The following is a 26,536-nucleotide window of genomic DNA, read 5'->3' as shown; positions in this document are numbered from 1 at the left end:
TAGCGAGGTGGTCCCACGCCTTCCCATCCCGAACAGGACCGTGAAACACCTTAGCGCCGATGATAGTGTGGCATTCGCCATGTGAAAGTAGGACACCGCCAGACGCCCCATCCGCAGACCCCCGACTGAATCAATCAGTCGGGGGTTTTGCTTTGTGCGCGCACAAAGCCCATCCAGCGTACGCTACCCGCCGTATTCCCGGCATGCCTGGGGCAGATCATCCCGGCGCTATGCGCCCATCCAGACAAAGAAAATGGGCGTGTCCGTCAGGACACGCCTCTTCATTGATTTTGCCAAGCCCAGCCCGGGTGCTATCGCCTTGCGACGTCGCCGCGCAACGGGCTCCAGCCGTGGTTGCGTGTTTGCCGCGCCCTCGCGTGCCAGATCGCTGAAGTCAGGCAAGGCAGGGGCTGCATGCCCCTGTGCGGCCGCTGCTTAGGCTTCCTTCGAGCCGATGGCCGAACCGGTCATTCCCCATACGCCCAGCTCAGCGAGCATCTTCGCGTCGTCGGCATCGCTGATGCCCTTGGCGATCAGCCGTACGCCGAGCAGGTTCGCCATCTGCAACAGGCCGCGCACGACGGCCTGGCGACCGCCATCGCGGTGGATGTCCCGGGTGAGCAGGTGCTCGAGCACCAGATAGTCGAGGCCGACTTCGCCCAGCCGTGCGACCAGCCCCAGGTCGTTGCCGCTGATCTCGACCGCGACGCTGTGCTGCAGTTGCTTCATGCGGCGACAGAGCGTGCAGAAGGCTTCCCAGTGTTCACCCAGCATCAGTTCGTTGACTTCCAGGTTCAGTTGGCCGGCCGGGACGTCGCTGATCGCCTGCTCGAGTGCTTCGGCAAAGCCCGGTGCCGCCAGCGAGGCGGCGGACAGGTTGACCGCAGTGCGCGTCTGGCGTGCCTTGACAGTGGCGAGGCGGACGGCCGCGAGGTCGAGCCGGTCGGTGATGCGCAACTGCAGCGCCTGCGACACCAGTTGCAGCGCGTTGACTCGGCGCGTCTCCCTGTCGGCCGGCAAATACAGCATGCCCTCTTGCCACAGCGTTTGCCCGTCGGACTGGCACACCGGGTAGTACAGCAGCGCGAGCCTGTCCCCAGCGCAAGCGGCGTCGATCAGCGTTCGCCAGTCCTGATGGCTGGCGGCGATCGCGTGCTGCTCGTGGCGGGCCTGCTGGCGATGGCCGGCTGCAGCCTCGGCCAGCGCGAGGTCGGCGCGGGCGAGCATGTCGGCCAGCCTGTCTTGCGGAGAGAACGAAGTGGCGCCGATATGGGCGACATCGGCCTGGTCGGTCAGCCCCATTTGCGGATAGGCGGACAACTGCTCCAGCAACTGCCCGGCCAGGGCGTCTGCAGCGGAGACGTCGAGCGCCGGTCCGTACAGCGCGAAGTCGGCGCCGCGCAGGCGGACGGCCAGCGCGCCCTTCAGCGGGCGGGCGAGCGCGGCGAGATCGTCTGCCAGCCGTCCGAGCAGGCGGTCGACCGCCGGCGCGCCCAGGCGACTGTTCAGCGCGGAGAGGTCGGCCACGCGCACCAGCAGCAACTGGCCGGCGCTGCCCTGCGCATCCGCCTGCGCTTGGGCGCGGTGGGCGCGCTCGAGCAGGGTGCGGTTGACGAGACCGGTGGCCGGGTCTCGGTCCTGGTCGCGCTTGAGGGCGGACAGTTCCTCCGCTTGTTGCGCGAGGAAGGCCTGCAGCCGCTCGACCATCTGGTTCATGCTGGCGGTGACGCGGGCCAGTTCCGGGATGGCGGGGATGGGCAGGCGGACAAAGCGGCGTTCGCCCAGCGCGCGCGCCTGGCCGACCACGCTATCGAGCTGACGGCGGATGCGGCGGATGTCGAGCGAACCCAGCAGGCCGGCTACGGCGACCACGCCGAACAGTGCGAACAGCGTCTGCCAGGCGCTCTGCCATAAGGACAGGTAGGCGTAGCCGGTGTCCGAGGTGACCTGCAGCACGCCCGCCTGCTGCCAGCCGCGGGTCAGGCTGGCCTCGCCGCTACGCGGGGTGATCGGCAGCAACTGGCGGAACCAGGCCGGCACGCTCTGGGCGATGTCCCGGTTTTCCCGCTGCACCAGCACCCGCCCCTGGTTGTCGTGCCAGACGATGCGGCTGAAATGGCCGAGGTCGAAGCTCGCGTTGATCAGTGTTTCGGCTGCGGCCTGGTCGGCCTGCGCCTGGTTGATCATCAGCGCGAGTGCGTTCGCGGTTTCCGTGCCCTGCGCGCTCAGTTGCTGTTCGAGGTAGGCGCGGGCACCGAGCAGGTTGGTCGCCAGCGCGGCGCCGGTGGCCAGTACCACGATCATCACCAGCAAGAGCCAAAGCCGCTGGACCAGCGACAGGGTGCGGTGGGCAGGACGGGCTGCGGCTTTCGGCAGAGGGGTGCCGGACCCGGCGGTCGCGGAATCGATCATGGGTTCAATCCATCCTTTTTCATGCGGTCGAGCAACTGCCGCCAGCGGGTGAGGCGGTCGACATTGCTGCTCTGGTTGCCGACCCATAGCGCGCCGGCGTTAAAGCTGAAGACTGGGGTCAGGTCATCCCGTTGCGAGGCGGGAAGCAGGGAGCCGACCAGGTTGTCGAGAATCAGCGGTTCTGCGTTTGGCTGTGGGTAGTACGCCAGCACCATGTGCGCTTGGCTGACCCGGCTGCTGGCGTCGCCGATGCGCGCGCGTACATAGGTCAGCCGCAGCTTGTCCGGCGCGACGCCGGCCAATCGCAGCGTCACGTACTTGCCGATCGTGAAGTCCTCGCAGTCGCCTGCACCCTTGCCAAACAGCTCGAACGGCGTCGTCCAGTAGTCGCTTTCTCCCCACACGTCCCGGTCGTCGGCAAAGCGGATCTTGCGGTTGAAGAACTGGTTGACGGCCTGCAGTTGCGAGCGCTCGTCCTGTCCGGGCAGCGAGCCCAGCAGCGAGCGCCACTCCCGGTACAGCGTGACGGCTTGCGGGCCATAACGTTGTACCGCGCCTGCGCCCGGCACCTCGACGGCGACGACCAGCGCCGCCAGCACGCAGGCGGCGAGCAGGGCGGACAGTCTGGCTGCGTGTCGGGAAAAAGCCATGGCAGGCGTTGTTAAAAAACAATTCTTACTATGCTATACAAATCAACAACGCTTATGTGTACAATTTCGTCATTAAGTGACGTTGCATTTTCTTTCAAATGTCTGGTTCAAGCGGTATTGCTGCGCGGAGATAATCATGAAGAAGTTGACGCTGGCTGTTCTGGGGGCGCTGGGGGTTGGCCTAGCTCATTTCGCGGGTGCGGTGACGCTCGGCGAGGCGGTCGAGAAGACCGTGCTGAAGAACCCCGAAGTTCGCTTTAGCTGGCATGAATTCAAAGCCGCGAGCGAGGAGCAGGGCATCGGCCGCGCCGGCTACCTGCCGACGCTGGACCTCGGTTACAACTGGGGCAAGAGCAAGACCACCGAGGATGCGACGCAGTCCGGTGGCCCGGAAACAACCATCGACCTGACCAGCAAGGGCTGGAGCCTGAACCTGACGCAGAACCTGTTCCAGGGCCTGCAGACGCAGAATCTGGTGCGCCAGCTCGACTACGCGCAGCGCGCCAAATACTTCCGCTTCCTCGCCGCCAGCGAGGGGCAGGCGCTGGAAGCCGCGCGCGCGTATGTCGACGTGCAGCGCTACCGGCAGCTGGTCGCCTACGCGCAGGAGAACTACGCGACGCACCAGGCGATCTACAACCAGCTGCAGGACAAGGTGCAGGCCGGCGTCGGCCGCCGGGTCGACCTCGAGCAGGCCGCCGGCCGCCTGGCGCTCGCCAAGTCCAACCTGGTAACCGAGCTTGCCAACCTCGGCGACGTCTCGGCACGCTACGCGCGGCTGACCGGCGAGGAGCCGCCCCTGCAGATGAGCGAGCCGGCCTCGCTGAAGGCGCAACTGCCCAAGGATGGCGAGCTGATTTCCGCCGCGCTGAAGACCAGTCCGGGCTACCTTGCCGCGCTGGAAGAAGTGCGCGCGTCGCGCGCCGACGTCGCGGTACGCAAGGGCGCCTTCTCGCCGACGCTGGATCTGCGCGCGAGCACCGCGCACGGCGACAACCTCGACGCGTCCGACGGCCGCAGCAAGCGCAACCAGGTCGAGTTGCTGTTCAATATGAATTTGCTGCGTGGCGGCGCCGACCGTGCGCGGCTGGGCGTGGCCGCCGAGCGCCTGAACGCCGCGCTGGACCTGCGCGACAAGGCCTGTGTGGACCTGCGCCAGACGCTGCGCATCGCGCACAACGACACCCGCAAGCTCGAAGAGCAGATGGCCTACCTGCGCCAGCACCGCCTGTCGACCGAAAAGGCCCGCGATGCCTACCGCGCGCAGTTCGATATCGGCCAGCGTACCCTGCTCGACCTGCTCGACAGCGAGAACGAACTCTACGACGCCAAGCGCGCGCAGCTGAACGCCGAGCAGGACATCCTGCTCGCACAGGCGCGGGTGCTCGCGTCGTCCGGCCAACTGCTCGAGGCCTTGAAACTCAAGCCGATCGAACGCTACGACTTTGCCGACCCTGAGCGCGACGGCGAGGCGGGCGCGTGCGCGACGCAGTACGCGGCGGCGCCGGGTTACGACTTCTCGGCGATCGAGGTCAAACCCTACCGCGCGGTCAGCGCCGAATCCTTGCCGGTGGCCGCACCGGCAGTGGTCACGCCCGCCAAGCCGGCGAAGCCCGCCAAGTAGGCGGCACCGGCCAAGGCGACACCGGCCAAACCGGCCAAGGCCGGCTAAGCCAGATTTTCCTGGATCAACGGGTGCTGCGGTTTACAGCCGCAGCACCCGTTTTGCGTTGTGCGAGGTCGCTTCGGCGATGGCCTCCGGCGGGACGCCGCGCAGGCCGGCGAGCAGCGCGGCGTAGCGCGCGACGTTGGCCGGCTCGTTGGGCACGCCCAGCGCCCACTCGGGGCGCATGTCCGGCGCGTCGGTTTCCAGCACCAGCGCGGTGAGCGGCAGCGTCGCGGCGAGCTGGCGGATGCGCGTCGAGCCGCTGAAACTCATCGCGCCGCCGAAGCCCAGGCAGAAACCCAGCGCGATAAACGCCTCGGCCTGCTGCACGCTGCCGTTGAACGCGTGGGCGATGCCGCCCGGCACCGGGTACTGGCGCAGGTACTTGAGCACGCGGTCCTGCGCGCGTCGCACGTGCAGCAGCACCGGCAGGTCGTGGCGGCGGGCGAGCTTGAGTTGGGCGACGAACAGCGCCTCCTGTCGCACTGGGTCCAGGCCCGGCTGCCAGAAGTCTAGGCCGATCTCGCCGACGGCGGTGGGGCGCTCTGCGGCGAGCAGGCTGTCGAGCCGTGTAAGGTGCGCGTCGCTGTGTTGTTCGAGGTAGATCGGGTGCAGGCCGAGCGCGACCTGGCAGCCGTAGCGGTTGCGCAGCGCCAGCACCGCGTCGAAGTTGTCGGCGCTGACCGCCGGTACTACGATGCGGCCGACGCCGGCGCTTCGCGCGCGTTCGACGATGGCGTCTCGCGTGCCGTCAAACTCGGTGGCGTCCAGGTGGCAGTGGGTGTCGATCAGCTCGGGCATGCCGCAAAGCATAGCGCAAGCGGGCGGTCCGTGGTCGGCCGGGTCAGGCCGCGAGCCATGCGGGCACACCGAGCGCGTGCAGGGTGTCGACGACGCCGATCGCCGTATCCAGCCCCGAGCTTGAGCCGTGCGCTAGCAGCGCGGTTAGGGCGTGCCGCGCTTGTGGCCCGTCGCCGTCGGCGAGTGCCTGTAGCAAAGCGGCCAGCAGCGGGCTGAACATCGCCTGGCAGGCCAGCAGCAGGTAGTCGCCGCTGACCCGCGAGGTAGTGGCTAGTTGTGGCCGGATGGCCGAGGCGGCCCGGGCAAACAGCGCGGGCGCACGCCAGGCGAGCACGGCGAGGCTGCCGCACAGCAGGTCGTCGCCGGCCGGCGTCAACCCGCAGCCCAGACCAACCAACGCGGCGGTCGCTTCCGGCAAGCTATCCGGCCTGGCCAGCGCGGTTCGGTAGGCGTCGCGCGGACCTCGCAGCAACGGGTGGGCGGCGTGCCATTCTGTTGCGGGGCGCACAGCGGCCGCGCGTTCGATGGCGAGGGATAGCGCAGGCAGGTGGGCGGCAATCCGTCCTATTGCGCAGCGGTGGGCGGGGACCCGGAAAGCATGTTCCGGCAGGCGGGTATCGGGCCGGGGCAGGTACAGCGTACCCACGGTGAGGCCGCGTTCATTCAGCAGGACAGGGGTGCCGGGGCTGAACCAGTCGCGGCAATCGCTGCCCTCGGGCAGGTGCAGCGTCCACGCGTGCGGCTGCGCAGCCAGCCCTGCGTCGAGCAGCGGTAGCAGCAGCGTGTGCCCGGAGAGCTCGATATTGCAGCAGCGGGCGAACACGCTGTGGACGCGGCCCGCGAGGCGGCCGGCCGGTGCACACGGGCCGGCGGCCTCGCCCTGTGGGCGATCAGTCGGCGAGCGCTTCGATGACGCGGTCTGCATCGCTGACCCAGCCGAAGATGCCGCCCTGCGCCTTGATCATCTCCAGCGCGACCCGGTAGAACTCGGGGAAATAGCTGGCGACGCAGTCGGACGGGACCACGCACTCATAGCCGCGGTCGTTCGCCTCGCGCACGGTGGTGTGCACGCATACTTCGGCGGTCACGCCGCACACGATCAGGGTGCGGATCTCGCGGTTGCGCAGCAACAGGTCGAGGTCGGTCGCGAAGAAAGCGCCCTTGCCCGGCTTGTCGATGACCGGCTCGCCGTCGACCGGGTAGAGCTCGGGGATGATGTCGTGGCCGTATTCGCCGCGCACCAGGATGCGTCCCATCGGGCCCTTGTCGCCGATGCCGCATTCGAGGCCGCCGCGCAGGCGCTTGGCCGGCGGGCAGTCGCTCAGGTCGGGGCGGTGGCCTTCGCGGGTGTGTACCACGAAGAGGCCGGCCTCGCGCGCGGCGGCGAGCAGGCGCTGGCACGGCTCGATGGTCGAGCGCAGCAGCGACACGTCGTTGCCCAGCATCTCGCCGAAGCCGCCCGGTTCGACGAAGTCGCGCTGCATGTCGATCATCACCAGCGCGGTGCGGCTGGGGTCGAATTCCAGTTCGTACGGTTCGGCCTTGATCGTCTTCAGGGTCATGCTCATCTCCATTTCTGTAATCGGGCGCCGCCATCAGGCGGGCAATTCTGGACGGGCAGCCGGGCGCTCCGGTGCAGGACAGGCAATGGCGAAAGTTTAGCCTTGCCGGCGGCGGGCCCGGGCGAAGGAAATTGCAGCGCGGCTTCCATACGCAGCAAAATTTTTGATCGCTCGGCACAGTGCGAGCGATCGCTTATGATTGCGCGCTTACCGGAACCGAGAGGGGCGAGGATGATCATCCAGACCGAAGCGTTGCGGGTGGTGGAGACCGTCGCCCGCTACCGCAGCTTTACCGCCGCCGCCGAGCGGCTGCACAAGGTGCCGTCGGCGATCAGCTACACCGTGCGCAAGCTCGAGGAGAACATCGGCACCCAGCTGTTCACCCGTGAGGGCAAGCAGGTCGAGCTGACCGTCGAGGGGCACTACTTTCTCGAGCGCGCGCGCGAGATCCTGCGCGACCTGGAGACCCTGCAGTCCGACATCTCGCAGCTGCACGGCGGCGTCGAGCAGCAATTGCGCGTCGGTCTGAACAACCTGTTGAACGACGAGCCGCTGGCCGAACTCGCGGCCGACTTGCAGCAGCGCTTTCCTGCTTGCCAGCAGTCGTACCGGACTGAGGTATACAACGGCGTGTGGGACGCGCTGCTCGACCGGCGCGTCGACCTGGCGCTGGGCGCGCCCAACGCCTTGCCGCAAGGGGCGGATCTGCGCTGCCTGCCGATGGGCGAGGTGCACTGGGACTTCGTGCTGAGCCCGCGCCACCCGCTGGCCGCGTGTGACGGCGTGCTCGGCAGCCGCGAGCTGGCCGCCTACCCGGCGATCTCGGTGATGGACACCGCGATGAGCCTGTCCAAGAAGGAGACCTGGCTGATCAAGGGGCAGAAGGTGATCTACGTGCCCGACTCGGCGAGCAAGCTGAAGCTGCTGGTCGCTGGCGTCGGCATCAGCTTCATGCCGCGCCACCTGTGCGCCGGCGCCTTGCGCCGCGGCCAGCTGGTGCGCCGCAATGTCTCGTCGCCCAAGCCGCCGACGCCGATCATGGCGGCCTGGCACCGCCGCCATCGGGGTAAGGTGCTGGCGGCGCTGGTCGAGCGGCTGTCCGACCCCGCGTTTGCAGCGCGCTGGCTGGCCGGCAGCGAGGCGCTCTGACATTGCGTGCAAAATTTTTGATCGAAAGGCGGCGGCCGTTGCAAGTTTTTGCAGCGGCCGCCGCGCTTTGACCAGCGTCAAGTTTTGCCGCCGTCCCCGGCCGCTAGACTGGCGGCCTTCGCATCCGAGCAAGGCCGTTTGACCATGACACAGCAGACCCAGCCAAGCCCATGCCCGACGCCGGGCGGTGCCGCCTTTGCCCCGCGCTGGTGGGTGGCCGGCGACCTGAACGCGCTGTTTGGCCTCGGCACCAACAACCTGCTCAATCTCCTGGTGCTCACCGGCCTGCTGCTCGGCGTGGTCGAGGTGCCGGCCGAGCTGGTGTTCGGCCGCATCCTGCCCGCCGTCGGCGTGATGCTGTGCCTGACCAACGCGTACTACGCCTACCTCGCGCGTGAACTCGCGCGCAGCACCGGCCGCAGCGACGTCACCGCCTTGCCGTCCGGCGCCAGCGTGCCGCACATGTTCATCGTGGTGATGGTGGTGATGCTGCCGGTCAAGATTTCGACCGGCGACCCCATCCTCGCCTGGCACGCCGGCGTGGCCTGGGTCTTCCTCGAAGGGCTGGTCATCCTCGCCGGCTCCTTCGTCGCGCCGGCTATCCGCCGGCTCACCCCGAGCGCCGCCTTGCTCGGCACGCTGGCGGGGGTATCGATCGCCTTCATCTCGCTCAAGCCGATGATGGAAATCTTCATGAACCCGTGGATCGGCCTGCCCGCGCTGGTGATCATCCTCGGCGGCTGGTTTGCCGGCGTGCGCTTCCCGCTCGGCCTGCCCGCGGCGCTGGTCGCGGTGGTGGTCGGCGTGGCCATCGCGCTCGTCGACGGCCAGTTGCAGCTCTCCGGTATCGGTGAGGCCTTCGAGCATGTCGGCTTCCACCTGCCGCTGCTGCAACCCCTGGCCATCCTGTCCGGGCTGGAAAACGTGTGGCCGCTGCTGGTGACCGCGATCCCGTTCGGCGTCTACGACTTCATCGAGGCGATGAACAACGTCGAGAGCGCCGAGCAGGGCGGCGACAGCTACCCGCTGCGCAAGGTGCTGGTCGCGCTGGGCTGCACCAGCCTGGTTGGCACCCTGCTGGGCAGCCCGTTCGCCAACGCCGTGTATATCGGCCACCCCGGCTGGAAGCAGGCCGGCGGGCGCATCGGCTACTCGCTGGCCACCGGCGTGCTGATCCTCGCGGTCTGCCTGCTCGGCGTGGTGCCGGTGCTGCTGTCGCTGATTCCTCTGCCGGCGGTGCTGCCCATCCTGCTCTACGTGAGCCTGCTGGTCGCTGCGCAGGCGTTCCAGACCAACGCCAGCCGCTACGCGCCGGCCATCGTGTTCGCGATGGTGCCGCACTTCGCTGCCTGGGGGCTGACCCTAGTCGACGGCAGCCTGGACGCGGTGGGCGCGAGCGCGGTCACGCTGGGTAGCGAGCTGGCCCAGCGCGGCATCCTGTACGAGGGCATGTTCAGGCTGGGGCAGGGCGCGATCATCAGCGGCCTGTTGTTCGGTGCGATCACCGTGTTCCTGATCGACCGCCGCTTCTCCCATGCAGCTGGCTACGCGCTGGCCGGCGGCGTACTGAGTTTCTTCGGCTTCATCCACGGTCCGGCCATCGGCTGGGCGGTCAGCCCGCAACTGGCCGGCGCCTACGGGCTGGTCGCGCTGATGTGCTGGCTGTTCCGCTACTGCCCGCAGAACGAACTGTGCGAGGAGGCCGCGCACTGATTTGATAAACCCCACGGATGCCCGGGTGCGCCGGTGAAGGACAGGCAAAGCTTTTACCCAATACACACCAGGAATCCGAACATGAGTGCAACAACCCCAAGCGCCGGCCACGCCGGCAACGGGCCGCGGCTGTGGAGCCGCGGCGACCTGGACGGCTTTTTCGGCCTGTTCAGCAACTCGCTGGCCAACACGCTGACCGCAGTATTCCTGCTGTCGGTGGTGCTGGCGCTGCCGGGCGACATCGTCTGGCAGGGCATCGTGCCGGGCTTCGGCGTCACGCTGGCCTTCGGCAACATCTTCCTCGCCTGGCAGGCGTGGCGGCTGGGCAAGAAGGAAGGCCGCGACAGCGTCACCGCGCTGCCCTACGGCCTGTCGGTGCCGCACTACTTCATCGTGACCTTCGCGATCATGATGCCCATCATCGCCAAGACCGGCGACGCCAAGCTGGCGTGGGGCATCGCCATGGCGTGGACCTTCGTGCACGGCATCGTGGTCGCCATCGGCGCCTTCGTCGGTGACTGGCTGCGCCGGGTGACCCCGCGCGCCGCGATGCTGGGCACGCTGGCGGGCATGGCCGTGTCCTACATCGCGCTGACCCCGTCGTTCCGCGTGTACGACGCCGCCTGGCTCGGCCTGATCTGCTTCGGCATCCTGCTGTTCGGCTGGCTCGCCAACATCAAGATGCCGTTCAAGCTGCCGGCCGGCCTGCTGGCGATCTTCATCGGCACCATCCTGGGCTGGGTCACCGGCTACATGAAGGTCGAACCGCTGATCGCCGCCACCGAAACCGTCGGCTTCAACATGCCGCTGATGCACCTAGACGTGCTGATGCTGGGCTTTGCCAACGTCGGCCCCTACGTGGTGTCCGCGATCCCGCTGGCGGTCTACCTGTTCATGGAAACGCTGATGAACGTCGAGAGCGCGGAAGTGGCCGGCGACAAGTACAGCGCCCGCTCGATCTGCCTGGGCGCTGCCGGCGGCACGCTGGTGGGCGCGCTGTTCGGCTCGGTGGTGCCGACGCTGGTGTATATCGGCCACCCGGGCTGGAAGCAGGCTGGTGGCCGCATCGGTTACTCGTGGGCGACCGGCGTGGCGATGCTGCTGCTGTGTACCTTCGGCATGATCAACATCCTGCTCAACATCATCCCTATCGTCGCCATCCTGCCGATCCTGATGTACATCGCGATGCTGATCCTGTCGCAGGCCTTCCGCGAGACGCCGAAGGCGCACGCACCGGCCGTCGCCATCGCGCTGATCCCGTGGCTGGCCGACTGGGTGAAGGTCACCATCGACAACACGCTGAACGCCGCCGGGACTTCGGTCGCGCAACTGGGTGCCGACAAGCTGGCCGCCAGTGGCGTGTTCTACGACGGCATGGCCGTGCTCGGTGCCAGCGCGATCCTGGTCGCGATGATGCTCGCCGCCATCGTCGCCCGCGTGATCGACCGCAACTACCTGCACGCCGCGATCTTCGGCTTCATCGCCGCCGCGATGTCCTTCTTCGGCGTGATCCACGCCACCGGCTTCGGCATCGGCATGGCCACCGGCCCTGCCATCGGTTACCTCGCGATCGGCGCCGGCTGCCTGCTGTTCCACTTTACGCAGGGTAGCCAGCCCAGCCCGTCCGACGACGCGCCCTGATCCGCCCCCTCCCGCTTATACGTATTCAGGCTGCCCCGCGTGGGGCAGCCAAGGAGCTCCCCATGTCCTTGCATCTTGCCATCCTGCGCAACCAGTACCGCGATTCGGTCGCGCTGATGCAGCTCTCCGCCGCCCTCGCCAAGCTCGAGGGCATTCGCCAGGCGTCCGCCGTGATGGCGACGCCGGCCAACCTCGCCCTGCTCGAGCGCGCCGGCCTGATCAATGACGCGCCCGAGGCCGCGCCCAACGACCTGTTGATCGCACTGGAAGGCGACGAGGCGGCGTTTGCCGGGGCGCTGGACGCCGCACGCCAGGCGCTGGAAGCCAAGGGCGGTGACGGCGATGGCGGCCCGCAGCGGCTGCCGGCCAACTCGCTGACCATGGCGCTCGAGCGGCAACCGGACAGCAACCTCGCGCTGATCTCGGTGCCCGGCCAGTACGCGAGCGCCGAGGCCGAGAAGGCGCTGCGCGCCGGCCTCAACGTGATGCTGTTTTCCGACAACGTGTCGGGCGAGGACGAGCGCCGCCTGAAGGAACTGGCGACCGAACTTGGCCGCATCGTGATGGGGCCGGACTGCGGCACCGCCATCATCCACGGCGTGCCGCTGGCCTTCGCCAACGTATGCCGCCCCGGGCGCATCGGCTGCGTCGGCGCTTCGGGTACCGGCCTGCAGCAGGTGACCGTGCTCGTCGACCGGCTGGGCGAGGGCGTCAGCCAGGCCATCGGCACCGGCGGGCACGACCTGGCCGAGGCGATCGGCGGGCTGTCGATGCTGGCCGGCATCCGCGCGCTGGGCGAGGACGACGCCACAGAGGTGATCGTGCTGGTGTCCAAACCACCGGCCGAGGCCGTCGCCCGCAAGGTGCTCGACGCGGCGATCGCCACCGGCAAGCCGGTGGTCGTCAACTTCCTCGGCGCCGACCCGGCGCGCCTGCCGCAGCACCCGCATCTTCATTACGCGTCGACGCTGCAGTCCGCCGCGCAGATGGCGGTGGCGATGGCGCGCGGCGCAGCAGTGACGGATTGCGCGCCGGTGTTCGACGCCGAGACCGCACGCGGCGCGCGCGGCTTGCTCGCGCCGGAGCAACGTACGCTGCGCGGCCTGTATTCGGGTGGCACCTTCTGCTACGAGGCGACGCTGATGCTGGGCGGCGCGCTGCCCGGCCTGCGCTCGAACACGCCGACCAAGGCGGTGCCGGCGCCGGACGACGTGTGGCAGGTGGGCGGCCATTGCCTGATCGACCTGGGCGACGACGAATTCACCCGCGGCCGGCCGCACCCGATGATCGACCACCGGCTGCGCAACGAGCGCTTTGTCGCTGCGGCGGCCGACCCCTCGGTCGCGGTGATCCTGTTCGACATCGTGCTGGGCTACGGTGCGCACGAAGACCCGCTCGCGGCGATGCGCGACACCCTGCTCGAGGTGCGCGCGATGGCGCGCGAGGCGGGCCGGGCGCTGCATCTGGTCGCCACCGTGTGCGGCACCGACGCCGACCCGCAGGGTTACGCGCGCCAGTGCGAGGGCTTCGCCGAACTGGGCGTGATGCTCACCGCGAGCAACGCCGAAGCGGTCGCGCTCGCCCGCGCCATCGTCGCCGACCTGTAAAAGACAGCGCCGCCGTGCCCGCGCACAGCGGCGCCCCGTGAAGGATTTTTTATGAGCAAGCTTTTCGGCGAGCAACTCGCCATCGTCAACCTGGGCCTTTCCTCGTTCGCCGACGCCGCGCGCACGCAGGGTGCCGCCGTGATCCACCCTGAATGGCAGCCGCCGGCCGCCGGCGACCGCGACACCGGCCTCGCGCTCGCGCGTCTGTTCAAGGACCCGCGCGTCGAGGCGGCCAACCGGCAGGCGTACGCGGCGTACTTAGCCAGCCAGCCGGTGTGGGTCGGCATGGGCCGCGCGAAAGAGGTGGTGCCCGGCATGGGCGCGCAGATGATCCTGCACTCGGGCCCGCCGATCGCGTGGGACGAGATGTGCGGGCCGGTGCAGGGCGCGATTATCGGCGCCATCCTGTTCGAAGGCTGGGCGGATAGCCCGCAAGCCGCGCGCGCGCTCGCCGCCAGCGGTCAGGTCGCCTTCGAACCATGCCAGCACCACCACGCGGTCGGCCCGATGGGCGGCATCATCAGCCCGTCGATGCCGGTATTCGTGGTGCGCGACAGCGAGCACGGCCACCTGACCTTCTCCAATATGAACGAGGGTCTGGGCAAGGTGTTGCGCTTTGGCGCGTACTCGGACGACGTGCTGGAGCGCCTCGCATGGATGCGCGACGAGCTGGCGCCGGTGCTCGCCGGCGCGATCGAGGCGCTGGGCGGGGTCGAGCTGAAACCCCTGATGGCGCAGGCGCTGCATATGGGCGACGAGGTGCACAACCGCAACGCCGCCGCCACCGGCCTGCTGCTGAAGAAACTGGTGCCGGCCATCCTGCGCCTCGATATCGACGCCGGACTCAAGGCGCGCGCGATCGAGTTCGTCTCCGCCAACGACCACTTCTTCCTCAACCTGTCGATGGCCGCGTGCAAGGCGATGCTGCTGGCCGCCGAGGGCGTGCCCGGCTCCAGCATGGTCACCGGCATGGGCCGCAACGGCGTGCGTTTCGGCATCCGCCTCTCCGGCACCGGCGACACCTGGTTCACCGCGCCGGCGCCGGTGGTGCACGGCCTGTTCTTCTCCGGCTTCGGCCCGGACGACGCCGCGCCGGACCTGGGCGACAGCGTGATTACCGAGACCGCCGGCGTCGGCGGCTTCGCGATGGCGGCAAGCCCGGCCATCGTGCGCTTTGTCGGCGGCTCGGCCAGCGACGCGCTGGCGCACTCGCTGGCGATGCGCGAGATCACGCTGGGGCAGAACCCGGCGTTCACGCTGCCTTCGCTCGACTTCGCCAGCAGCGCGGCCGGCATCGACGCGCGCAAGGTGGTCGACACCGGCATCATGCCGGTGATCAACACCGGCATCGCGCACAAGGAGGCGGGGGTCGGCCAGGTCGGCGCCGGCATCACCCACGCGCCGGCCGAGTGCTTCCATCAGGCGCTGCGCGCGCTGGCGCAGACGCTGGCCGACTGAGCTTGAGCCTTGGCAAGCGGCGGGTGCTGCCTGCCGCTTGCCTGGGACCGGCCGGTGCTCAGGGCGCCGGCTGCGGTTCGGGGAAGGTCCACTTGCCCGACTGGACGGCCTCACGCGGCCGGTACAGGCGCACGGTGTAGTTCCAGCCGTCCATCACGTACAGGAAGTTGTCCTTGCCGGCCGGATCGGTGCCGAAATTCAGGGTGACCGAGCCGTCCGGGTTGGGCTTGGCGGTCAGGCTGTTGAGACTGTACGAATCGAAGGGGTTCTTCTCGAAGTAGCCGTCCTTGTTGTAGATGCTGATCGACCAGAAGGCGTCGACCGGCACGTCGCGCACGGTCAGCCGGTAGTTGCCGGCCTTCTTGTTTTCGCCGCGGTTGATATAGAACGCCTCGTAGGTCGGCAGCCCGCCCCAGCCGAACGCGGTGCCTATCAGGTGACGGGTTTCGCTCACCTCGCTTTTCTTGCCGAAGGTCCGCTTGGCGTCCGGCAGCCCTTCGCTCAGCTTGAGCAGCGGCTGGTAGGTCGCCTCGTAGCTGGTCTTGTCGTAATTTGGTACCGGAAACGGGCGGGCGGACGCCGCCGTAATCTTCAACTGGTTCTGCAGCGCATTGGCCGCCTGCACGTCGGCCGCGTCGTTCGGGTTGACGAGGGTGCGTACGGCCACCAGCACGTAAGGCGAGCCGAATTCGGCGGGTGTCAGCCGGTAGCTGCCGGCCTTGTGATAGATCCGGTTGATATAGTGGTCTTCGTTGATCACCATCACCGACCGGTAACGCTGGCCGGCTTCGGGCAGGGTCAGCGTCGCGCTCTGGCTGATGTCGACGATCGCGAAGCTGTACAGCGTGTCGCGGTTCATGCGGATGACGTTCTGCTTGTCGATCGGTGTGGGCGTTCGGTTGTGCTGCCAGCGGTTGACGCCACCGGCCATTTGCTGCACCCGCTCGAACTGGTAGGCCGTTTCTGCCTGCGCGTAGTTGTCGATATTGACCTTGACGGGTGGCGTTGCGGCCTGCAGGTGTGCAGAGGGGGCGAAGCCGCAGGCCAGCAAGGCGGCAAGCAGGTGCCGGGAAGGCAGGAGTCGGGGCATGGTGGCGCTCCGGCTTCGTTAAAAAGTGGGCAGTGGCGTGTGTGCAGGCAGCCACCCACCCACCTGACAGGCCACGGTGGCGGCGTCCGTCAGAAGGAGAAGGCGGCGCCCAGCAGCCAACCTTGTTGGCGGACGTCGTAGTAAAAGCCGTCCTCTTCATACTTCACATCGAACAGGCGGTAGCCCAGCGCGGTCGAGAACTGCTTGCTCCACTGGTAGCCCAGCAGCGCGGAGGTATCGTAGAAGTGGTCCGACCCGCCGCCGAGCCAGCCGCCAGCCGCCAGCATGCCCGACACGAAGAAACTGGACGCACCAAGCTGCGTCGTCCCCCGTACGCCGAGCAGGGGGTCGAGCCAGGATTCCCGGTGATGGATATTGCGGCCGGCCAGCACGCCGCGTCCGCCGTCGAAGTCGAGCGTGGTGTCGACCTTCCAGTGGCGGATGCCGGCCAGAACCTCCGCGTAGGCCTGCCCCGTATCGTAAAAACGGTAGCTGTAACCGGCCGAGGTGAGCCAGCTCTTCGAGCTTGCGTCCAGTCCCAGGCTGACCGGAGGGCCGAGCACGGTCTTGTCCGCGCTCACATTGACGTACAGGTAGTCGAGAAAGCCGCCGTGCGGGCCGCGGCGCGCCTCGAACAAGCCCATGAACGCCGCGTCGGTGGCACTGAGCGCATCGCTGGGCGATACCTCTATCGGCACCCGCGGCGCGCCCGGGAGGGTCGACACGTCGCCCTTGATTCCGGCGAACCAGGCGTAGGGGGTGATCCTGAATTCCCATGGCGTTTCGGCCTGCGCGGCGGTCGGCAGCAACGTGGACAGCAGCAGGGCGGAACGGACTACGTGGTGGAAGACGCTCATGTGCATACGCTCCGGTGTCGCTTTAATGATAAATACATCATCAATATCGACGACGGGTCGCGGGCTTTCAAGCTGGTGCCTGTGTGCTCAACCGTGATGCAGATGCTCAGTACACAACTGCTGCACTGCAGGTGCGAATTTTTCCGCCTCGCCAAGGGTTAGCCAGGCGATTGCGCTGATCTCGGCGCAGGCTTGCGGTTCGCCCGCCCAACTGCCGGCGAAGCAGACCGGCTCGACCTCGCCCGGCTGGCTGTAGGCCGGTCCCACCACCGTATAGAGGTAGCGGATCGAGTCCGTTTCCAGCCGGATGCCGAGTTCTTCCACGAGTTCGCGCGCTAGCGCGGAGGCCGGCGTCTCACCTGGCGCTATCTTGTCGCCGTGCGGATAGCAGGCTAGAGCCTGATCCAGTCGCGGGGCGTGTCCGGTTGGGCCGGGGCCGGTCTGCGTGGCCCGGGGTTCACTGCCCGCTGCGCGCGGTCCAATTCTTCATGGAAGTGGCCGGGGATGGCGAGCTTTTTGGTCAGCGCCTGACCGGCCTCGATCTGGGTAACGGACATCTGCTGCGCGACATGCGCGCGAAATTCGCCGGCCAGCGGATAGTCGAACGCGGACGTCGACAGGTTGTACAGCGCGTACGCGATGACCTGGCTGTGCGGGACGCCCTTGCCCTGCTCGTACATGGCGCCGAGGAACAACTGCCCGTTCGGGTGTCCCTGACCGGCCGCCTGGCGGTACCAATAGGCGGCCAGCTTGTTGTCCTGCGGCGCGCCCCCTGCACCCTCGTAGTACAACGCGCCGAGCGAGACCTGGGCGTCGGCATCGCCCCGCATGGCTTCGGCCCTGAACCGGCTGAAGGGCGTGTCGGCGTTGCCCGCAAGCGCGAAGGTAGCGCTGGCAAGGCAGGCCAGCAGCAATATCGCGGACAGTATGGATCTGGCGAGGCCGGGCTTCGGGAGTGTCATGGCCGTGAATCCTCGGGCATTCATGCAGACAGCCTAGGCCGTGGCGGGGCGATGGCAAGCGGTGCCGTGCGGGTGGCTGCTGCCGTCCTTGTGGCAAGGCCGCATGGAAAAGTGCTGAAGGGCTGCTAGGATCAGATTGCGTTTCTCCTAGGTTTGCGCCGTGACGAGCCCCCGCCCGCACGGCGCTTTTGTTTGGGCGCTCCTGGCTTGGGCGATCCATGCGCAGGCTTGGCGGGTGTGGGGAGCGTGCTGGGCGACGGCTGGAGGTCCTGGCTGCGTTGATCTGCGCGCATACCAATAAAACTACCAACGGCCGCGACGGGTTTGTCGGACATACCCCCTTCAGTATCCCCGGTTTGAGCCGGGTGCATGGGGGATAAAGACGACAAAAAACCCCGGAAACCTTGGTTTCTCGGGGTTGTTTGGACTTCGTCGGAGGCCTTTGTACTGCTGAATGGTGCCGGGGTCGGACTCGAATATAGTGCCTGTAAGCCTTGCTATTACTGCATTTCAAGGCGGCACATATTTATACATACCAACAGATATACCAACAGCGTTGCAAGCTTGGCCGCCCGTGTTGCCGGGAGGGCGACTGGGAGGGCTCCGTAGACGCCACTACTGCTTTCCGTTGACCCCATTTCCTTTCGATAGCTGACTTTGGACGCTTTCTGGGGGGCTTCGGTGCCTTAGGGGTGACAGAAGTGAGCAAGACGCCATCAACCGCTTTCGACCAGTTGCCGCCGCTGGTTGATTTCCGCCGATTGGCCGCTTCGCAGCGAAAGCAGTCTGTCAACTCAGTGCGCGCGGGTATATGCTCCCCGTCGGTAACTGCTGGCCTAGATCGGCGGCGGTCGAAAGGGGTAAGTTAACCGAAGTAGTCGTCTAGCTCGTCGATCAGAGCATCCACGGCTCGCGCTTCTACGCTAGGTGCCTGGATCGTTGTCACCCGAGTCGCGCTTTTATGTGCTACGTCGCCTCGGCTGGTGCCATAAGCGCTCAAGCTAGCGGATAATGCGCCGTCTACCTCATCTGGCATTTTTCCACTAAAGACCGATAGCATGGTGAAAGACGCATCCTTTATGCCGTTGTTCTTGTTGATCCAATCGCGCGCGGTGCGCAGTAGTTCAGTCACGTCGCTCGACCAGTGTGGCGACTCTAAACGGAGCGACTTTGAGAGTGATATGGCGATGACCAGCAAGCTGACGTTCCCACTCACCTTCTGGTTATTACTGAAGGCTGTTTCAATGCTGGTTAGCCCATCGCGCGCCTTCGTCTCTAGATAGTCCTCAAACTCGGCGTGCGCGAGGAGTCGAAACGCGGCCAAGTTATCAATATCTGGCTCGAAAGTTAACGGATCGTGACGCTCTGCGGCCAACTGTGCGTCTAGGAACTTTGCACGGAGCGTGGCGATGCGAGCCCGGAGATTGGGCATACGAGAGCAGGGCATGGCATCAAGAAACGCGAAGGTTGTCGATATCAAGCCTTTTGCCGATGTCCAGAGCGAGTTTCTCGCCCCACATCGACAGGCGAGCGTGGGTGGCTTCCAGCGTTTTAGTCGAGCCCTCAATATATGAGCGGAACTGTGGGTCGTCGCACAACACTTGGAAGCTTGCACGCACGGTGTGATCGTTCCTCACTGCCAGGCTCGCCACATCCGTCTCCGCGAAGTATCGGATGATGCAGTCAAATATCGCGCGGTTTGTCACGCGCTCATATCGGTTGCCGAGCCACTTGCGGAACGCGAACTCACCAAAGATTGTGCTAGCAGTCGTAAGAGCTCGGTCAAGGCGCGCAAAGCCATCGTGAGCCTCGGCGGACCGCGAATTCCATTCTTGTTCGTAGTACAACGTTGTCGCGTCTAAGAAGGCCTTTAAATCACCCCTGTAGGCCTTGATGTCCCGATCGAAAGCTAAAAAGCGCAGCACGAGTTCGGAATCTCGCATGCGTTTGTCCAGGCCGACGCCGAATATAGTCTGAAACGGCTGACTGTTTTGCAAGTACTCCTCAATCGCATCGATCAGCTTGCCGCCGATCAGCGCCTTGCGTAACTCCTGTGGTGAAAGCGGCAGTGAGCCGACATTGAGTCGGTAAAACGCTGCCCACAGGAAGTTCTCGTCATCCCAGTTCTTGATGAGGGTTGCGCGAAGAGTGCTGTTCTCGAATGACTCACGGTCGTTTTCATCGAGCATGCTGAACGACTTTCCGTTGAGATCTCCGCGTAGGTCAAGCCCTCGCAGCGTATAGTCGTCTTTCATGAATTCTTGAATTGCTAAGAGGCGCTGCTTGCCGTCGATGACTATGAACCGGCCCCGATGGTCCTTGCGTTCTGCTAGCACGATGTTGGGAACCGGCATGCCGACAATGATCGACTCGATCAGCCGGCTCTTTCGTGTCTCATCCCAAGCGCCACGGCGCTGGAAACTCGGCTGAAGGTCAATCGTTCCCTTGTTTATCTGAAGGTTGATTGACTCGATCGTCCAGTCGGTGTTTGTGACGACGGCGTCCCTGAACGAAACCCTAGAGAGGTCATCTTCGCTTTCTTGCTGACTATCTGGGAAGTTAGCCGGCTCTTCGTAGGACATTTCGAGGTCTGTGTTTGCCACCGCGGGCTCTCCAATACGACGCATGCGCGCTAATTTGAACATTTTGGCCGAGTTGGTGCCTCGTTTGCAAATTGATTGCCAACTGTCCGGGCGCGACGCTCTGGAAATGCTGGAGTGGCTACCACTGACGTAGCCTGGTCGAAACGAAAATGCGCTGCTTCAAACAGATGGGTGAGCGCATCATGGCGCGCACGTTTGAACGTAGGTGGTAGAGCTGCAAATATGCGCGGCACCCCTCAATCGCTTCACCCAGTTGGGTAGGTGTCCAGTAACGGTGCGCGAGGGGTAACTGCGTCTGGGGGAAGGGGGAGCCTAGCCTTCAGGCGATTTGTGCAACAAAGCCGATTGAAACTGAGCAACCCCGACACCCAGCCTCGCACCGTTCTGGTCGCGCCCCTCGCGGGCGCGTGGATTGAAGCACGGAGTCCAGTATGTCGCTCCCGTCTCCCGTATGGATGTCTCACGCCCAGTCCTCAGCATCTTGCCAAGGGGACAACCCTCGCTGGTGTTCATAGGCCGCCGTCAAGAAGTGCACCGCTGGAGGTAGGCTCTCGGCAACACGGCCGCAGGCTTCATCAAGCGTCTCGCCCGGCAGCAGCGCGGTACGGTAGGCTTGGCCGTCCTGCTGCCAGGTCAGCCCGATTTCGATAAAGTCGGCGGCCGCGAGCGAGGCGTCTACCACCAGTACGGCAATGCAACGGGGCTCCAGGGTGCCGACCATCTGCTCCAGCCGAGCGATGCGTTCTTTCAGTTTCATCGCGGTGTCTCCAGTTGTTCGAGTGCCTGCAGGCGTTGCTCCAGCTCTTCCACCTCACGCACGCGGGCAAGTCCGGTCAGGCCGGCCATGATGGCGGCCGCTTGCGAGGGGGGCAGTGCACCCTGCAACACTGCCTGCATCACCCGTTCTGCGGACGCCAGGATATTGCCTTGCTCGGGCACGGCCAGCGGCTCCAGCGGCGGCTCGACCGGTTTTAGCGGCGGCAGGGTACGGTCGAGCAGGATCTTGGCCGCCGTGGTGTCGCCGCCCATTGCCTTGTCCGCCAGCACGCCAATGATGGCCGTCAGCCGGTCCGGCCCAAGCGTTTCGCGCAGCAGGTTGGCCCGCGAGCTGCCTTTCCTGCGCCCCGCCGGGTTACCTGATTCGCCGGGCTTCCAGCAGCCCCGTTTCGGTTTTTGGCTACCGGCTTCTTGTTCGACACTGCTTTTTGCAGGCTTAGGGCTCATGGTTTTCTCTCCTTTTGTGCTGCCCGGCGGATCACCGCCTCGGCTTCGGCCAGCGCCACGCGCAAGGCCTCGGCGTCCGGCGCGGATTCGGCTGCGATGCAAAAGCGTTCCTGCACGCGCTCCAGCAAGTCCTCAAGGTCGAGGTGGCTGCGATAACGCGCGACCAAATCCAGTACGGCGTCGGCCAGATCGTCCGCGATGATCATGCCGCCCTTGTTGCCGCCTCGCGCGTCAGTTAGCCGGTAGTGCAGAACAGTGCGTGTGGGCGGTCTGGGCGGCGGGGCATTGCGGGCGGACAGCGCCGAAATAATCTCGCGCTTGTGGGTCTGGATGTACTGGCAGATGTCGTCGGTCAGGTAGCCAGTCGCGGTCAGCTTGTTGGGGCCGGACAGCCTGACCTCCACCCCGGCTTCCTTCAGGAACTCGATAGGGGGCAGCATGCTAGAACTCCTTTTCGGCGTACGGCACGGCCGCCGGCGCATTGCAGGTTTGTGCCGAACGGACCCTCACCAAGTCCACATCTTCACGCTGCCTATCAGCCAGGGGGCAATCCGGTGAACTTGGTGAGCTTGGTGGACGTTGATCCGCCGAAGCCTGCAGCCTGTCCATGCGTGCGATACACCACCAAGTCCCTTCCCTCCGCGAAATAGACGAATCTTCGTGGGCGTCGATGCCGACCATGCGCAAGGGGGGCGCTACCCGTTTAAGCGCGTTGGCCAAACCCTTGGGCGACTTTGGCCAAGCTTCGCAGCGGTCGGGGCGGTACTTGTCCAGACGCTGCAGCAACTCTTTGAGCGTGCAACGCACCACTGGGTGATCGTCCATCATTTCGCGCACGGCGGTCGCCACGGGCGAGGCATCCAACGTGCGCTCGACATTGCCGACCTCGGTCTGCCGGTACAGCCTGACGAAGCTCTCGGGGTGTTGGCCTGTTGCCTTGAACATCGCCATGCCCAGCAGGCAGAAGTCCGCCATTCGCGGGCGGTGTTCCGGCGCGAGGTGAACATCGGGTAGCGTGCGCAGGGTCGCCGCAAACAGGTCCAACAAGGCGCCGAAAATTCGGTCGTACTCGGCGTCGAATTTGGCCTCCAGTTCGGTTCCGGTTGCGCGTGCCTGGATGGTCGGCAGCTCGACCGAAATCGTGCGACTGACCAGGTCTTGCGCCGTGACTACCGCCGCGATGCCGTTCAGCACAATCGGGCGTTTGACCTCGATGGTTATCTCTTCCGCGTCGGTGTAGAGCTGGCGCCGCGCGAATCCACCGCCGGTGGCCAGCGTGCAGAAGGTGTCCTGCATTTCGGGCGACAGGTGCGACAGGTTCTCGTAACTGACCAGCAAGCCGGCGGCGGCGGATACAAACACGTCTTCGCGGGCTTTCGGCGCAGCGCGCAGGTTCACGCGGTTGGGGTCGATCAGGCGGCGCAGATAGTCTTGCGTGGTGCTTTTGGCACTGCCCTGTTCGCCGGTCAGCTCCAGCAGTGGGTACGGTGTATCCGGGCGCAGGGATTCCAGCAGCCACGCCAACACCAGTGGCCGAGCCCACTCCGGGATGTTTACGCATGGCCACAGCGCGTCGAGACTGCCGCCTCGAACCGGGTTAGGCAGCGACCGCATAGATTTGCTGCGCACGAACAGCACGGGCGACTGCTCGATGACCTGCCAGCCCCCAGCGCTAACCTCGACCACGCGCCATTTGTCGTCACCCAGGTCGATCAGGTAACCATTGCCGTGTTTGGCCACCCTGACATGCGCTTCGCGCAACTCGCCTTCCTGGCGGCCGATGCCAGCCAGTGAGGCAAGTGCCTCCTTGACCGCTTGGTCGCGTGCGACTTTGCCGGTCGCCCGGTAAAACGACGCGCTCAACCAGTCCCGAAAGGCGGTCGAGGCGATCTTCCACGCCTGATTACTGCCGTTCAGTCTGGCGAACACATCGCCATCCTGATTGTGGTAAAGCGTGCAGTTCATCTGGACGTGCCGCACCAGTGCCGTCGATGCCGAATCGCGGCTGCCCGCTGGCTCGTCGCCCGCATCGGCATGCTCTGGTGCCAGCGCAGGGATCTCGACCATCGGCAAGCTCTCCAGCGCCTCGACGCCGTGCAGCGGCAGCCAGTCGGCCACATCGTCGCCATCGCCAAGCTGCAACTGATCGACATCCACGACTCGCACGGTCGCGCCGATTTTTTGCAGTGCCGGGATCAGCTCGGCCAGCCACTTTTTGCCCGGCAGGTCGAAGTCCGGCCACAGGATCACCCGGCGGCCTGCCAATGGCATCCAGTCGGCGCCAGCCACGCTGGTCGCCCCGCCCGAGGTGGTCGCCAGCCTGTCAACGTCAGTCAGCGCGGTGGCGCATTTTTCGCCCTCGGCCAGCCACACTTCGGCATCCGGGTGCGCGGCCAATAGTGGCAGGTTCAGCAGCGGCTTCTTGCCCTCGAAAGCCGGCTCGCCTTGCTTCCATCTGTCGCCGTCCAGATGGAACGGGCGGATGACCTTGCCGTCTTTCGTGTCGATGCGTACGCGGGCGAACAGTAGGTTGTGGGCCGCGTCGAAGTACGGCGTCACGGTCGGCTTGTTCGCCGGATCTCGCGCTGCCTCGACGGTTCGCTGGATGGCGGACCACAGCGCACGCTTGTGCTCGGCGGGGACTTGCAAAGTCAGCGAGGTCATTGGCTAGCCCCCCATGCGCCCAGCGCCTGTGCGGCTTGTTTGAAGCCCAAGCCCGTCATGCGCATGTGAAAGTCGAGCACGTCGCGGCAATGAACCCCGCAGGCATGGCAATGGAAGCCTCCGTCGGGGTAGACCGTCGCGCTCGGCGTCCGGTCATCGTGGAACAAACAGCGAACCTGCCAGCCCTTGCCGGATCGGCGCATGGCGTCGCCAAAATGGCTGGTGTAGTAGTCTTCGGGGGCCGGCAGGTACTCGCGACAGAATTGGCCGGGGCCAACTGGCGGATACCCCTTGGGTCTGCCTGCGGTTTGGCGGGCTGGTTGGCAAAGGGTCGCAACCAGCACGCGGATACCCATTAGAGGTCTTGTCGGCATGGATCACCCCACGATGCGTTGCACGACGAGCAGGAACAGCGCGAGCAGCGCGGCGAGCATGATCAGGTCGCCCAGCCAGCCGAGCGCCAGAATCAGCCAGCGCGGAAGCCTAGTTCTCCAGTACGGCGTCTTCATCGTGCGGCTCCCGGTTTGGCTGATGGTGTCGGTTTGGCCGGTTGTACCGGGGTGACTGCCGCGCGAGCGTGCTTGGCGCGTTGTCTGCGTCGGGTAGCTGGAGGGCTGTCTGCCGGTGTGTCGCGCTCGGCGGCACGGGCCAGCAGCCAGTCGAACACTTCATGCGCCAGCCAGCCGACGGCCGACGCGCCCAGCTGGATTGGCCTAGGGAAACTCGGATCATGGCGCGGCGATCTCCGATTGATCTTGTCGTAGATCGTTGACTCGGACAGGCCGAGCTGCTGGCTCACTTCGCGGATTCGCCAAATGATTGGCTGGTCAGGTGTGGTCATTTCTTCCCCCTTGGAACGGATAGCCCTTGCCGGGCACGCGAAGGATTACAAAAAAAACAAGGGGGTGACGGGGTTGTAACGGTAGGCGCCGGAGAGGGTGGCTTGACAATGAAAACGGCCACCCGAGCAGGCGGCCGTCGATGGCAAGTTGGGATGAAATGCGAGCAGTGGTCAGCCCGATATTTGCCGGAACAGCGGCACCACCGTAGGGTGGCCGCCGGCAAATTCGGTGGGATCCACATAATGGCCGGCGCGCTGGGCGTCGAGGAAGTCTCCCCACCACTGCATCATCGCGTGACGCTCCTTCAGAAATTCGGCCTTGTGCATGTAGGCAGCCCGCACGCTATCGCGGTGCTGGTGACTCATTTGTCGCTCGATGGCATCACGGTTCCACTGTCCCGATTCGTTGAGTGCCGAACACGCCATCGTACGGAAGCCGTGGCCACATAACTCGTGTGTCGCATAGCCCATCCTGCGCAATGCCTGGTTGAGGGTGTTCTCGCACAACGGCTTGTCGAAGCTGCGGTCGCCGGGAAAGATCAGGTCGCTGCGGTTATTCAGTTGCTGCAAGCGGCGTAGCACGGCTATGGCTTGCCGGCATAGCGGCACCACATGCGGCGTGTGCATCTTGGCGCCGCGAATCGAGTACCTGACGTCTTCCAGAGGCACCCGCTCGGACGGAATCGTCCAGACCGCGCGCTCGAAGTCGACCTCGTGCCAGCGCGCCATCCGCAACTCGCTGGAGCGCAGAAAGGTCAGCATGATCAGTTCGAACGCGTAGCGGGTGACATGGCGGATGTTGGCGCCGGCGATGCTGTTAAGCAGTTCCGGTAGCCGGTTAAGCGGCAGGGCAGGGCGGTGAACGACCTTGCGCACGGCTAGGGCGCCGCTCAAGTCGATGGCGGGGTTGCTTTCGATACGGCCAGTTTGCACGGCGTAGCGGCAGATCGCGTTGGCGTACTGGCTAAGCCGGCTGGCGACGTCCAGCGTACCGCGCGCTTCGACTGGGCGCAGGGCTGCCAGCAGATGTTTGGTGCGGATGTCCTCGATGGGCATGTCGCCAATGGCCGGCAGCAGATGGGCATGGATCCGCTTCCAGACGCGCTCGGCGTGATCTTCACACCACTTCGCCTTGTTGCGGGCGTGCCATTCGAGGGCGACGGCAGCAAAGCTGTTGGCGCTTGCCTGCGCGGCCTGTTCTTTGGCGACCTGGCGCGCGGCCATCGGGTCAAGCCCCTGCCGTAGCAAGGCTTTGGCTTCGTCCCGGCGTTGCCGGGCTTCTGCGAGCGACATGACGACCTGGTCCGGCAGTGGATTGCCTTGAAGGTCGAAGCTGGTGGCCGAGCAATACACCCCGACCGGAAAGAGCTTTTGCTTGCCGCCAAAGCGGTAAGGCATGCGCCAGTATTTGCCTCCGGTCTTTTCGAGATACAGGAACAGGCTGTCGCCGTCACTTAGCCGGTTCTCCTTACCGGTCGGTTTGGCGTCAGGGTTGAAGCGGGCGTGTTTGATCTGGGTGGCAGTCAGCGGCATCTGTTGGTACCTCCGGTCACATACCAACAAATATACCAACAGAAGTCGTGGATTGCTTTGGACTTGATCGGACTCGATAGGCAACAAAAAACCCCGGAAACCT

The 26,536-nt window shown here is 65.6% G+C and carries 25 protein-coding genes, 1 rRNA gene and 1 pseudogene; 8 read left to right on the top strand and 19 right to left on the bottom strand.

What is annotated here, in order from left to right; genetic code table 11:
* Positions 1–104, top strand: a 5S ribosomal RNA gene (gene rrf, locus GZH52_RS12285); the annotation flags it as partial.
* Positions 105–435: 331 nt separating this feature from the next.
* Here rrf and GZH52_RS12280 read toward each other — a convergent pair.
* Together GZH52_RS12280 and GZH52_RS12275 are read right to left on the bottom strand one after the other, a co-directional pair.
* Positions 436–2,412 (bottom strand): bifunctional diguanylate cyclase/phosphodiesterase, encoded by a 1,977-nt coding sequence (locus GZH52_RS12280; protein ID WP_163316745.1) that lies wholly within the window; start codon positions 2,410–2,412, stop codon positions 436–438.
* On the bottom strand, positions 2,409–3,062 hold the full coding sequence (locus tag GZH52_RS12275; RefSeq protein ID WP_163316744.1) for a transglutaminase-like cysteine peptidase: 654 nt from the start codon (positions 3,060–3,062) through the stop codon (positions 2,409–2,411). The genes GZH52_RS12280 and GZH52_RS12275 overlap by 4 nt, the downstream gene beginning before the upstream one ends.
* A 136-nt stretch (positions 3,063–3,198) precedes the next feature.
* Between GZH52_RS12275 and GZH52_RS12270 the strand changes: the two genes are divergently transcribed.
* A complete protein-coding gene (locus GZH52_RS12270) occupies positions 3,199–4,686 on the top strand; it encodes a TolC family outer membrane protein (protein WP_203525738.1) in 1,488 nt (495 codons plus the stop codon).
* A gap of 81 nt (positions 4,687–4,767) precedes the next feature.
* On the opposite strand, the gene GZH52_RS12265 is transcribed toward GZH52_RS12270, so the two are convergent.
* From GZH52_RS12265 to GZH52_RS12255, 3 genes are read right to left on the bottom strand one after another with little or no spacing between them, the layout of a single operon-like run.
* On the bottom strand, positions 4,768–5,529 hold the full coding sequence (locus tag GZH52_RS12265; protein ID WP_239058112.1) for a TatD family hydrolase: 762 nt from the start codon (positions 5,527–5,529) through the stop codon (positions 4,768–4,770).
* Positions 5,530–5,572: 43 nt separating this feature from the next.
* Positions 5,573–6,454, bottom strand: a complete 882-nt coding sequence (locus tag GZH52_RS12260; RefSeq protein WP_163316742.1) for an oxamate carbamoyltransferase subunit AllH family protein — start codon at positions 6,452–6,454, stop codon at positions 5,573–5,575.
* Positions 6,420–7,091 (bottom strand): cysteine hydrolase family protein, encoded by a 672-nt coding sequence (locus tag GZH52_RS12255; RefSeq protein WP_163316741.1) that lies wholly within the window; start codon positions 7,089–7,091, stop codon positions 6,420–6,422. The genes GZH52_RS12260 and GZH52_RS12255 overlap by 35 nt, the downstream gene beginning before the upstream one ends.
* Before the next feature lie 231 nt (positions 7,092–7,322).
* Here GZH52_RS12255 and GZH52_RS12250 point away from each other — a divergent pair, with 231 nt between their 5' ends.
* The 5 genes from GZH52_RS12250 to GZH52_RS12230 all read left to right on the top strand — a co-directional run bounded on the left by GZH52_RS12250 (position 7,323) and on the right by GZH52_RS12230 (position 14,659).
* The gene (locus GZH52_RS12250; protein WP_163316740.1) at positions 7,323–8,240 is read left to right on the top strand and encodes a LysR substrate-binding domain-containing protein; all 918 of its coding nucleotides are present in this window, start codon (positions 7,323–7,325) and stop codon (positions 8,238–8,240) included.
* 144 nt (positions 8,241–8,384) lie between these two features.
* Positions 8,385–9,953, top strand: coding sequence for a regulator (locus tag GZH52_RS12245; protein ID WP_163316739.1), 1,569 nt, complete (start codon positions 8,385–8,387; stop codon positions 9,951–9,953).
* 81 nt (positions 9,954–10,034) lie between these two features.
* Positions 10,035–11,594, top strand: coding sequence for a xanthine permease (locus tag GZH52_RS12240; RefSeq protein WP_163316738.1), 1,560 nt, complete (start codon positions 10,035–10,037; stop codon positions 11,592–11,594).
* A 62-nt stretch (positions 11,595–11,656) separates the two neighbouring features.
* Positions 11,657–13,201, top strand: coding sequence for an acyl-CoA synthetase FdrA (gene fdrA / locus GZH52_RS12235; protein ID WP_163316737.1), 1,545 nt, complete (start codon positions 11,657–11,659; stop codon positions 13,199–13,201).
* A 51-nt stretch (positions 13,202–13,252) separates the two neighbouring features.
* Complete coding sequence (locus GZH52_RS12230) at positions 13,253–14,659, top strand: YlbE family protein (protein ID WP_163316736.1); 1,407 nt, start codon at positions 13,253–13,255, stop codon at positions 14,657–14,659.
* A 58-nt stretch (positions 14,660–14,717) separates the two neighbouring features.
* Here the strand turns inward: GZH52_RS12230 and GZH52_RS12225 are convergent, their stop codons facing one another.
* The 6 genes from GZH52_RS12225 to GZH52_RS12200 all read right to left on the bottom strand — a co-directional run bounded on the left by GZH52_RS12225 (position 14,718) and on the right by GZH52_RS12200 (position 20,150).
* On the bottom strand, positions 14,718–15,749 hold the full coding sequence (locus tag GZH52_RS12225) for a DUF1214 domain-containing protein (RefSeq protein ID WP_163316735.1): 1,032 nt from the start codon (positions 15,747–15,749) through the stop codon (positions 14,718–14,720).
* Between the two features lie 89 nt (positions 15,750–15,838).
* Positions 15,839–16,606: a hypothetical protein gene (locus tag GZH52_RS12220; RefSeq protein WP_163316734.1), complete on the bottom strand. Its 768-nt coding sequence runs from the start codon at positions 16,604–16,606 to the stop codon at positions 15,839–15,841.
* Between the two features lie 87 nt (positions 16,607–16,693).
* Positions 16,694–16,975 (bottom strand): NUDIX domain-containing protein, encoded by a 282-nt coding sequence (locus tag GZH52_RS12215; RefSeq protein WP_349290657.1) that lies wholly within the window; start codon positions 16,973–16,975, stop codon positions 16,694–16,696.
* A 23-nt stretch (positions 16,976–16,998) separates the two neighbouring features.
* The gene (locus GZH52_RS12210) at positions 16,999–17,568 is read right to left on the bottom strand and encodes a tetratricopeptide repeat protein (RefSeq protein WP_163316733.1); all 570 of its coding nucleotides are present in this window, start codon (positions 17,566–17,568) and stop codon (positions 16,999–17,001) included.
* A gap of 865 nt (positions 17,569–18,433) precedes the next feature.
* Positions 18,434–18,943, bottom strand: a complete 510-nt coding sequence (locus GZH52_RS12205; protein ID WP_163316732.1) for a hypothetical protein — start codon at positions 18,941–18,943, stop codon at positions 18,434–18,436.
* Positions 18,944–19,019: 76 nt separating this feature from the next.
* Complete coding sequence (locus GZH52_RS12200) at positions 19,020–20,150, bottom strand: DUF262 domain-containing protein (protein WP_163316731.1); 1,131 nt, start codon at positions 20,148–20,150, stop codon at positions 19,020–19,022.
* Between the two features lie 110 nt (positions 20,151–20,260).
* Here GZH52_RS12200 and GZH52_RS12195 point away from each other — a divergent pair.
* Positions 20,261–20,460: pseudogene (locus GZH52_RS12195) on the top strand (IS5/IS1182 family transposase); the annotation flags it as partial.
* Between the two features lie 171 nt (positions 20,461–20,631).
* Here GZH52_RS12195 and GZH52_RS12190 read toward each other — a convergent pair.
* The 8 genes from GZH52_RS12190 to GZH52_RS12160 form a co-directional block, all read right to left on the bottom strand.
* Positions 20,632–20,928 (bottom strand): hypothetical protein, encoded by a 297-nt coding sequence (locus GZH52_RS12190; protein ID WP_163316730.1) that lies wholly within the window; start codon positions 20,926–20,928, stop codon positions 20,632–20,634.
* Positions 20,925–21,395: a DUF5681 domain-containing protein gene (locus GZH52_RS12185; protein WP_163316729.1), complete on the bottom strand. Its 471-nt coding sequence runs from the start codon at positions 21,393–21,395 to the stop codon at positions 20,925–20,927. Before GZH52_RS12185 ends, GZH52_RS12190 begins: the two co-directional genes overlap by 4 nt.
* Entirely contained in the window at positions 21,392–21,835 is a 444-nt protein-coding gene (locus GZH52_RS12180; protein WP_163316728.1) for a hypothetical protein, read from the bottom strand. The genes GZH52_RS12185 and GZH52_RS12180 overlap by 4 nt, the downstream gene beginning before the upstream one ends.
* A gap of 1 nt (position 21,836) precedes the next feature.
* Complete coding sequence (locus GZH52_RS12175) at positions 21,837–24,059, bottom strand: hypothetical protein (protein WP_163316727.1); 2,223 nt, start codon at positions 24,057–24,059, stop codon at positions 21,837–21,839.
* A complete protein-coding gene (locus tag GZH52_RS12170; RefSeq protein WP_163316726.1) occupies positions 24,056–24,415 on the bottom strand; it encodes a CHC2 zinc finger domain-containing protein in 360 nt (119 codons plus the stop codon). The genes GZH52_RS12175 and GZH52_RS12170 overlap by 4 nt, the downstream gene beginning before the upstream one ends.
* 21 nt (positions 24,416–24,436) lie before the next feature.
* Positions 24,437–24,568: a hypothetical protein gene (locus GZH52_RS17020; protein ID WP_275405073.1), complete on the bottom strand. Its 132-nt coding sequence runs from the start codon at positions 24,566–24,568 to the stop codon at positions 24,437–24,439.
* Positions 24,565–24,900, bottom strand: a complete 336-nt coding sequence (locus GZH52_RS12165; protein ID WP_163316725.1) for a helix-turn-helix transcriptional regulator — start codon at positions 24,898–24,900, stop codon at positions 24,565–24,567. Before GZH52_RS12165 ends, GZH52_RS17020 begins: the two co-directional genes overlap by 4 nt.
* A gap of 171 nt (positions 24,901–25,071) precedes the next feature.
* Positions 25,072–26,433, bottom strand: coding sequence for a tyrosine-type recombinase/integrase (locus tag GZH52_RS12160; RefSeq protein WP_163316724.1), 1,362 nt, complete (start codon positions 26,431–26,433; stop codon positions 25,072–25,074).
* Positions 26,434–26,536 lie beyond the last annotated feature (103 nt).

The sequence above is a fragment of the Crenobacter caeni genome, from assembly GCF_010435965.1.
GTDB classification, from domain to species: Bacteria; Pseudomonadota; Gammaproteobacteria; order Burkholderiales; family Chromobacteriaceae; genus Craterilacuibacter; species Craterilacuibacter caeni.
The sequence above is the reverse complement of the archived record's forward strand: the minus strand, read 5'-3'. Positions and strand labels throughout refer to the sequence as shown.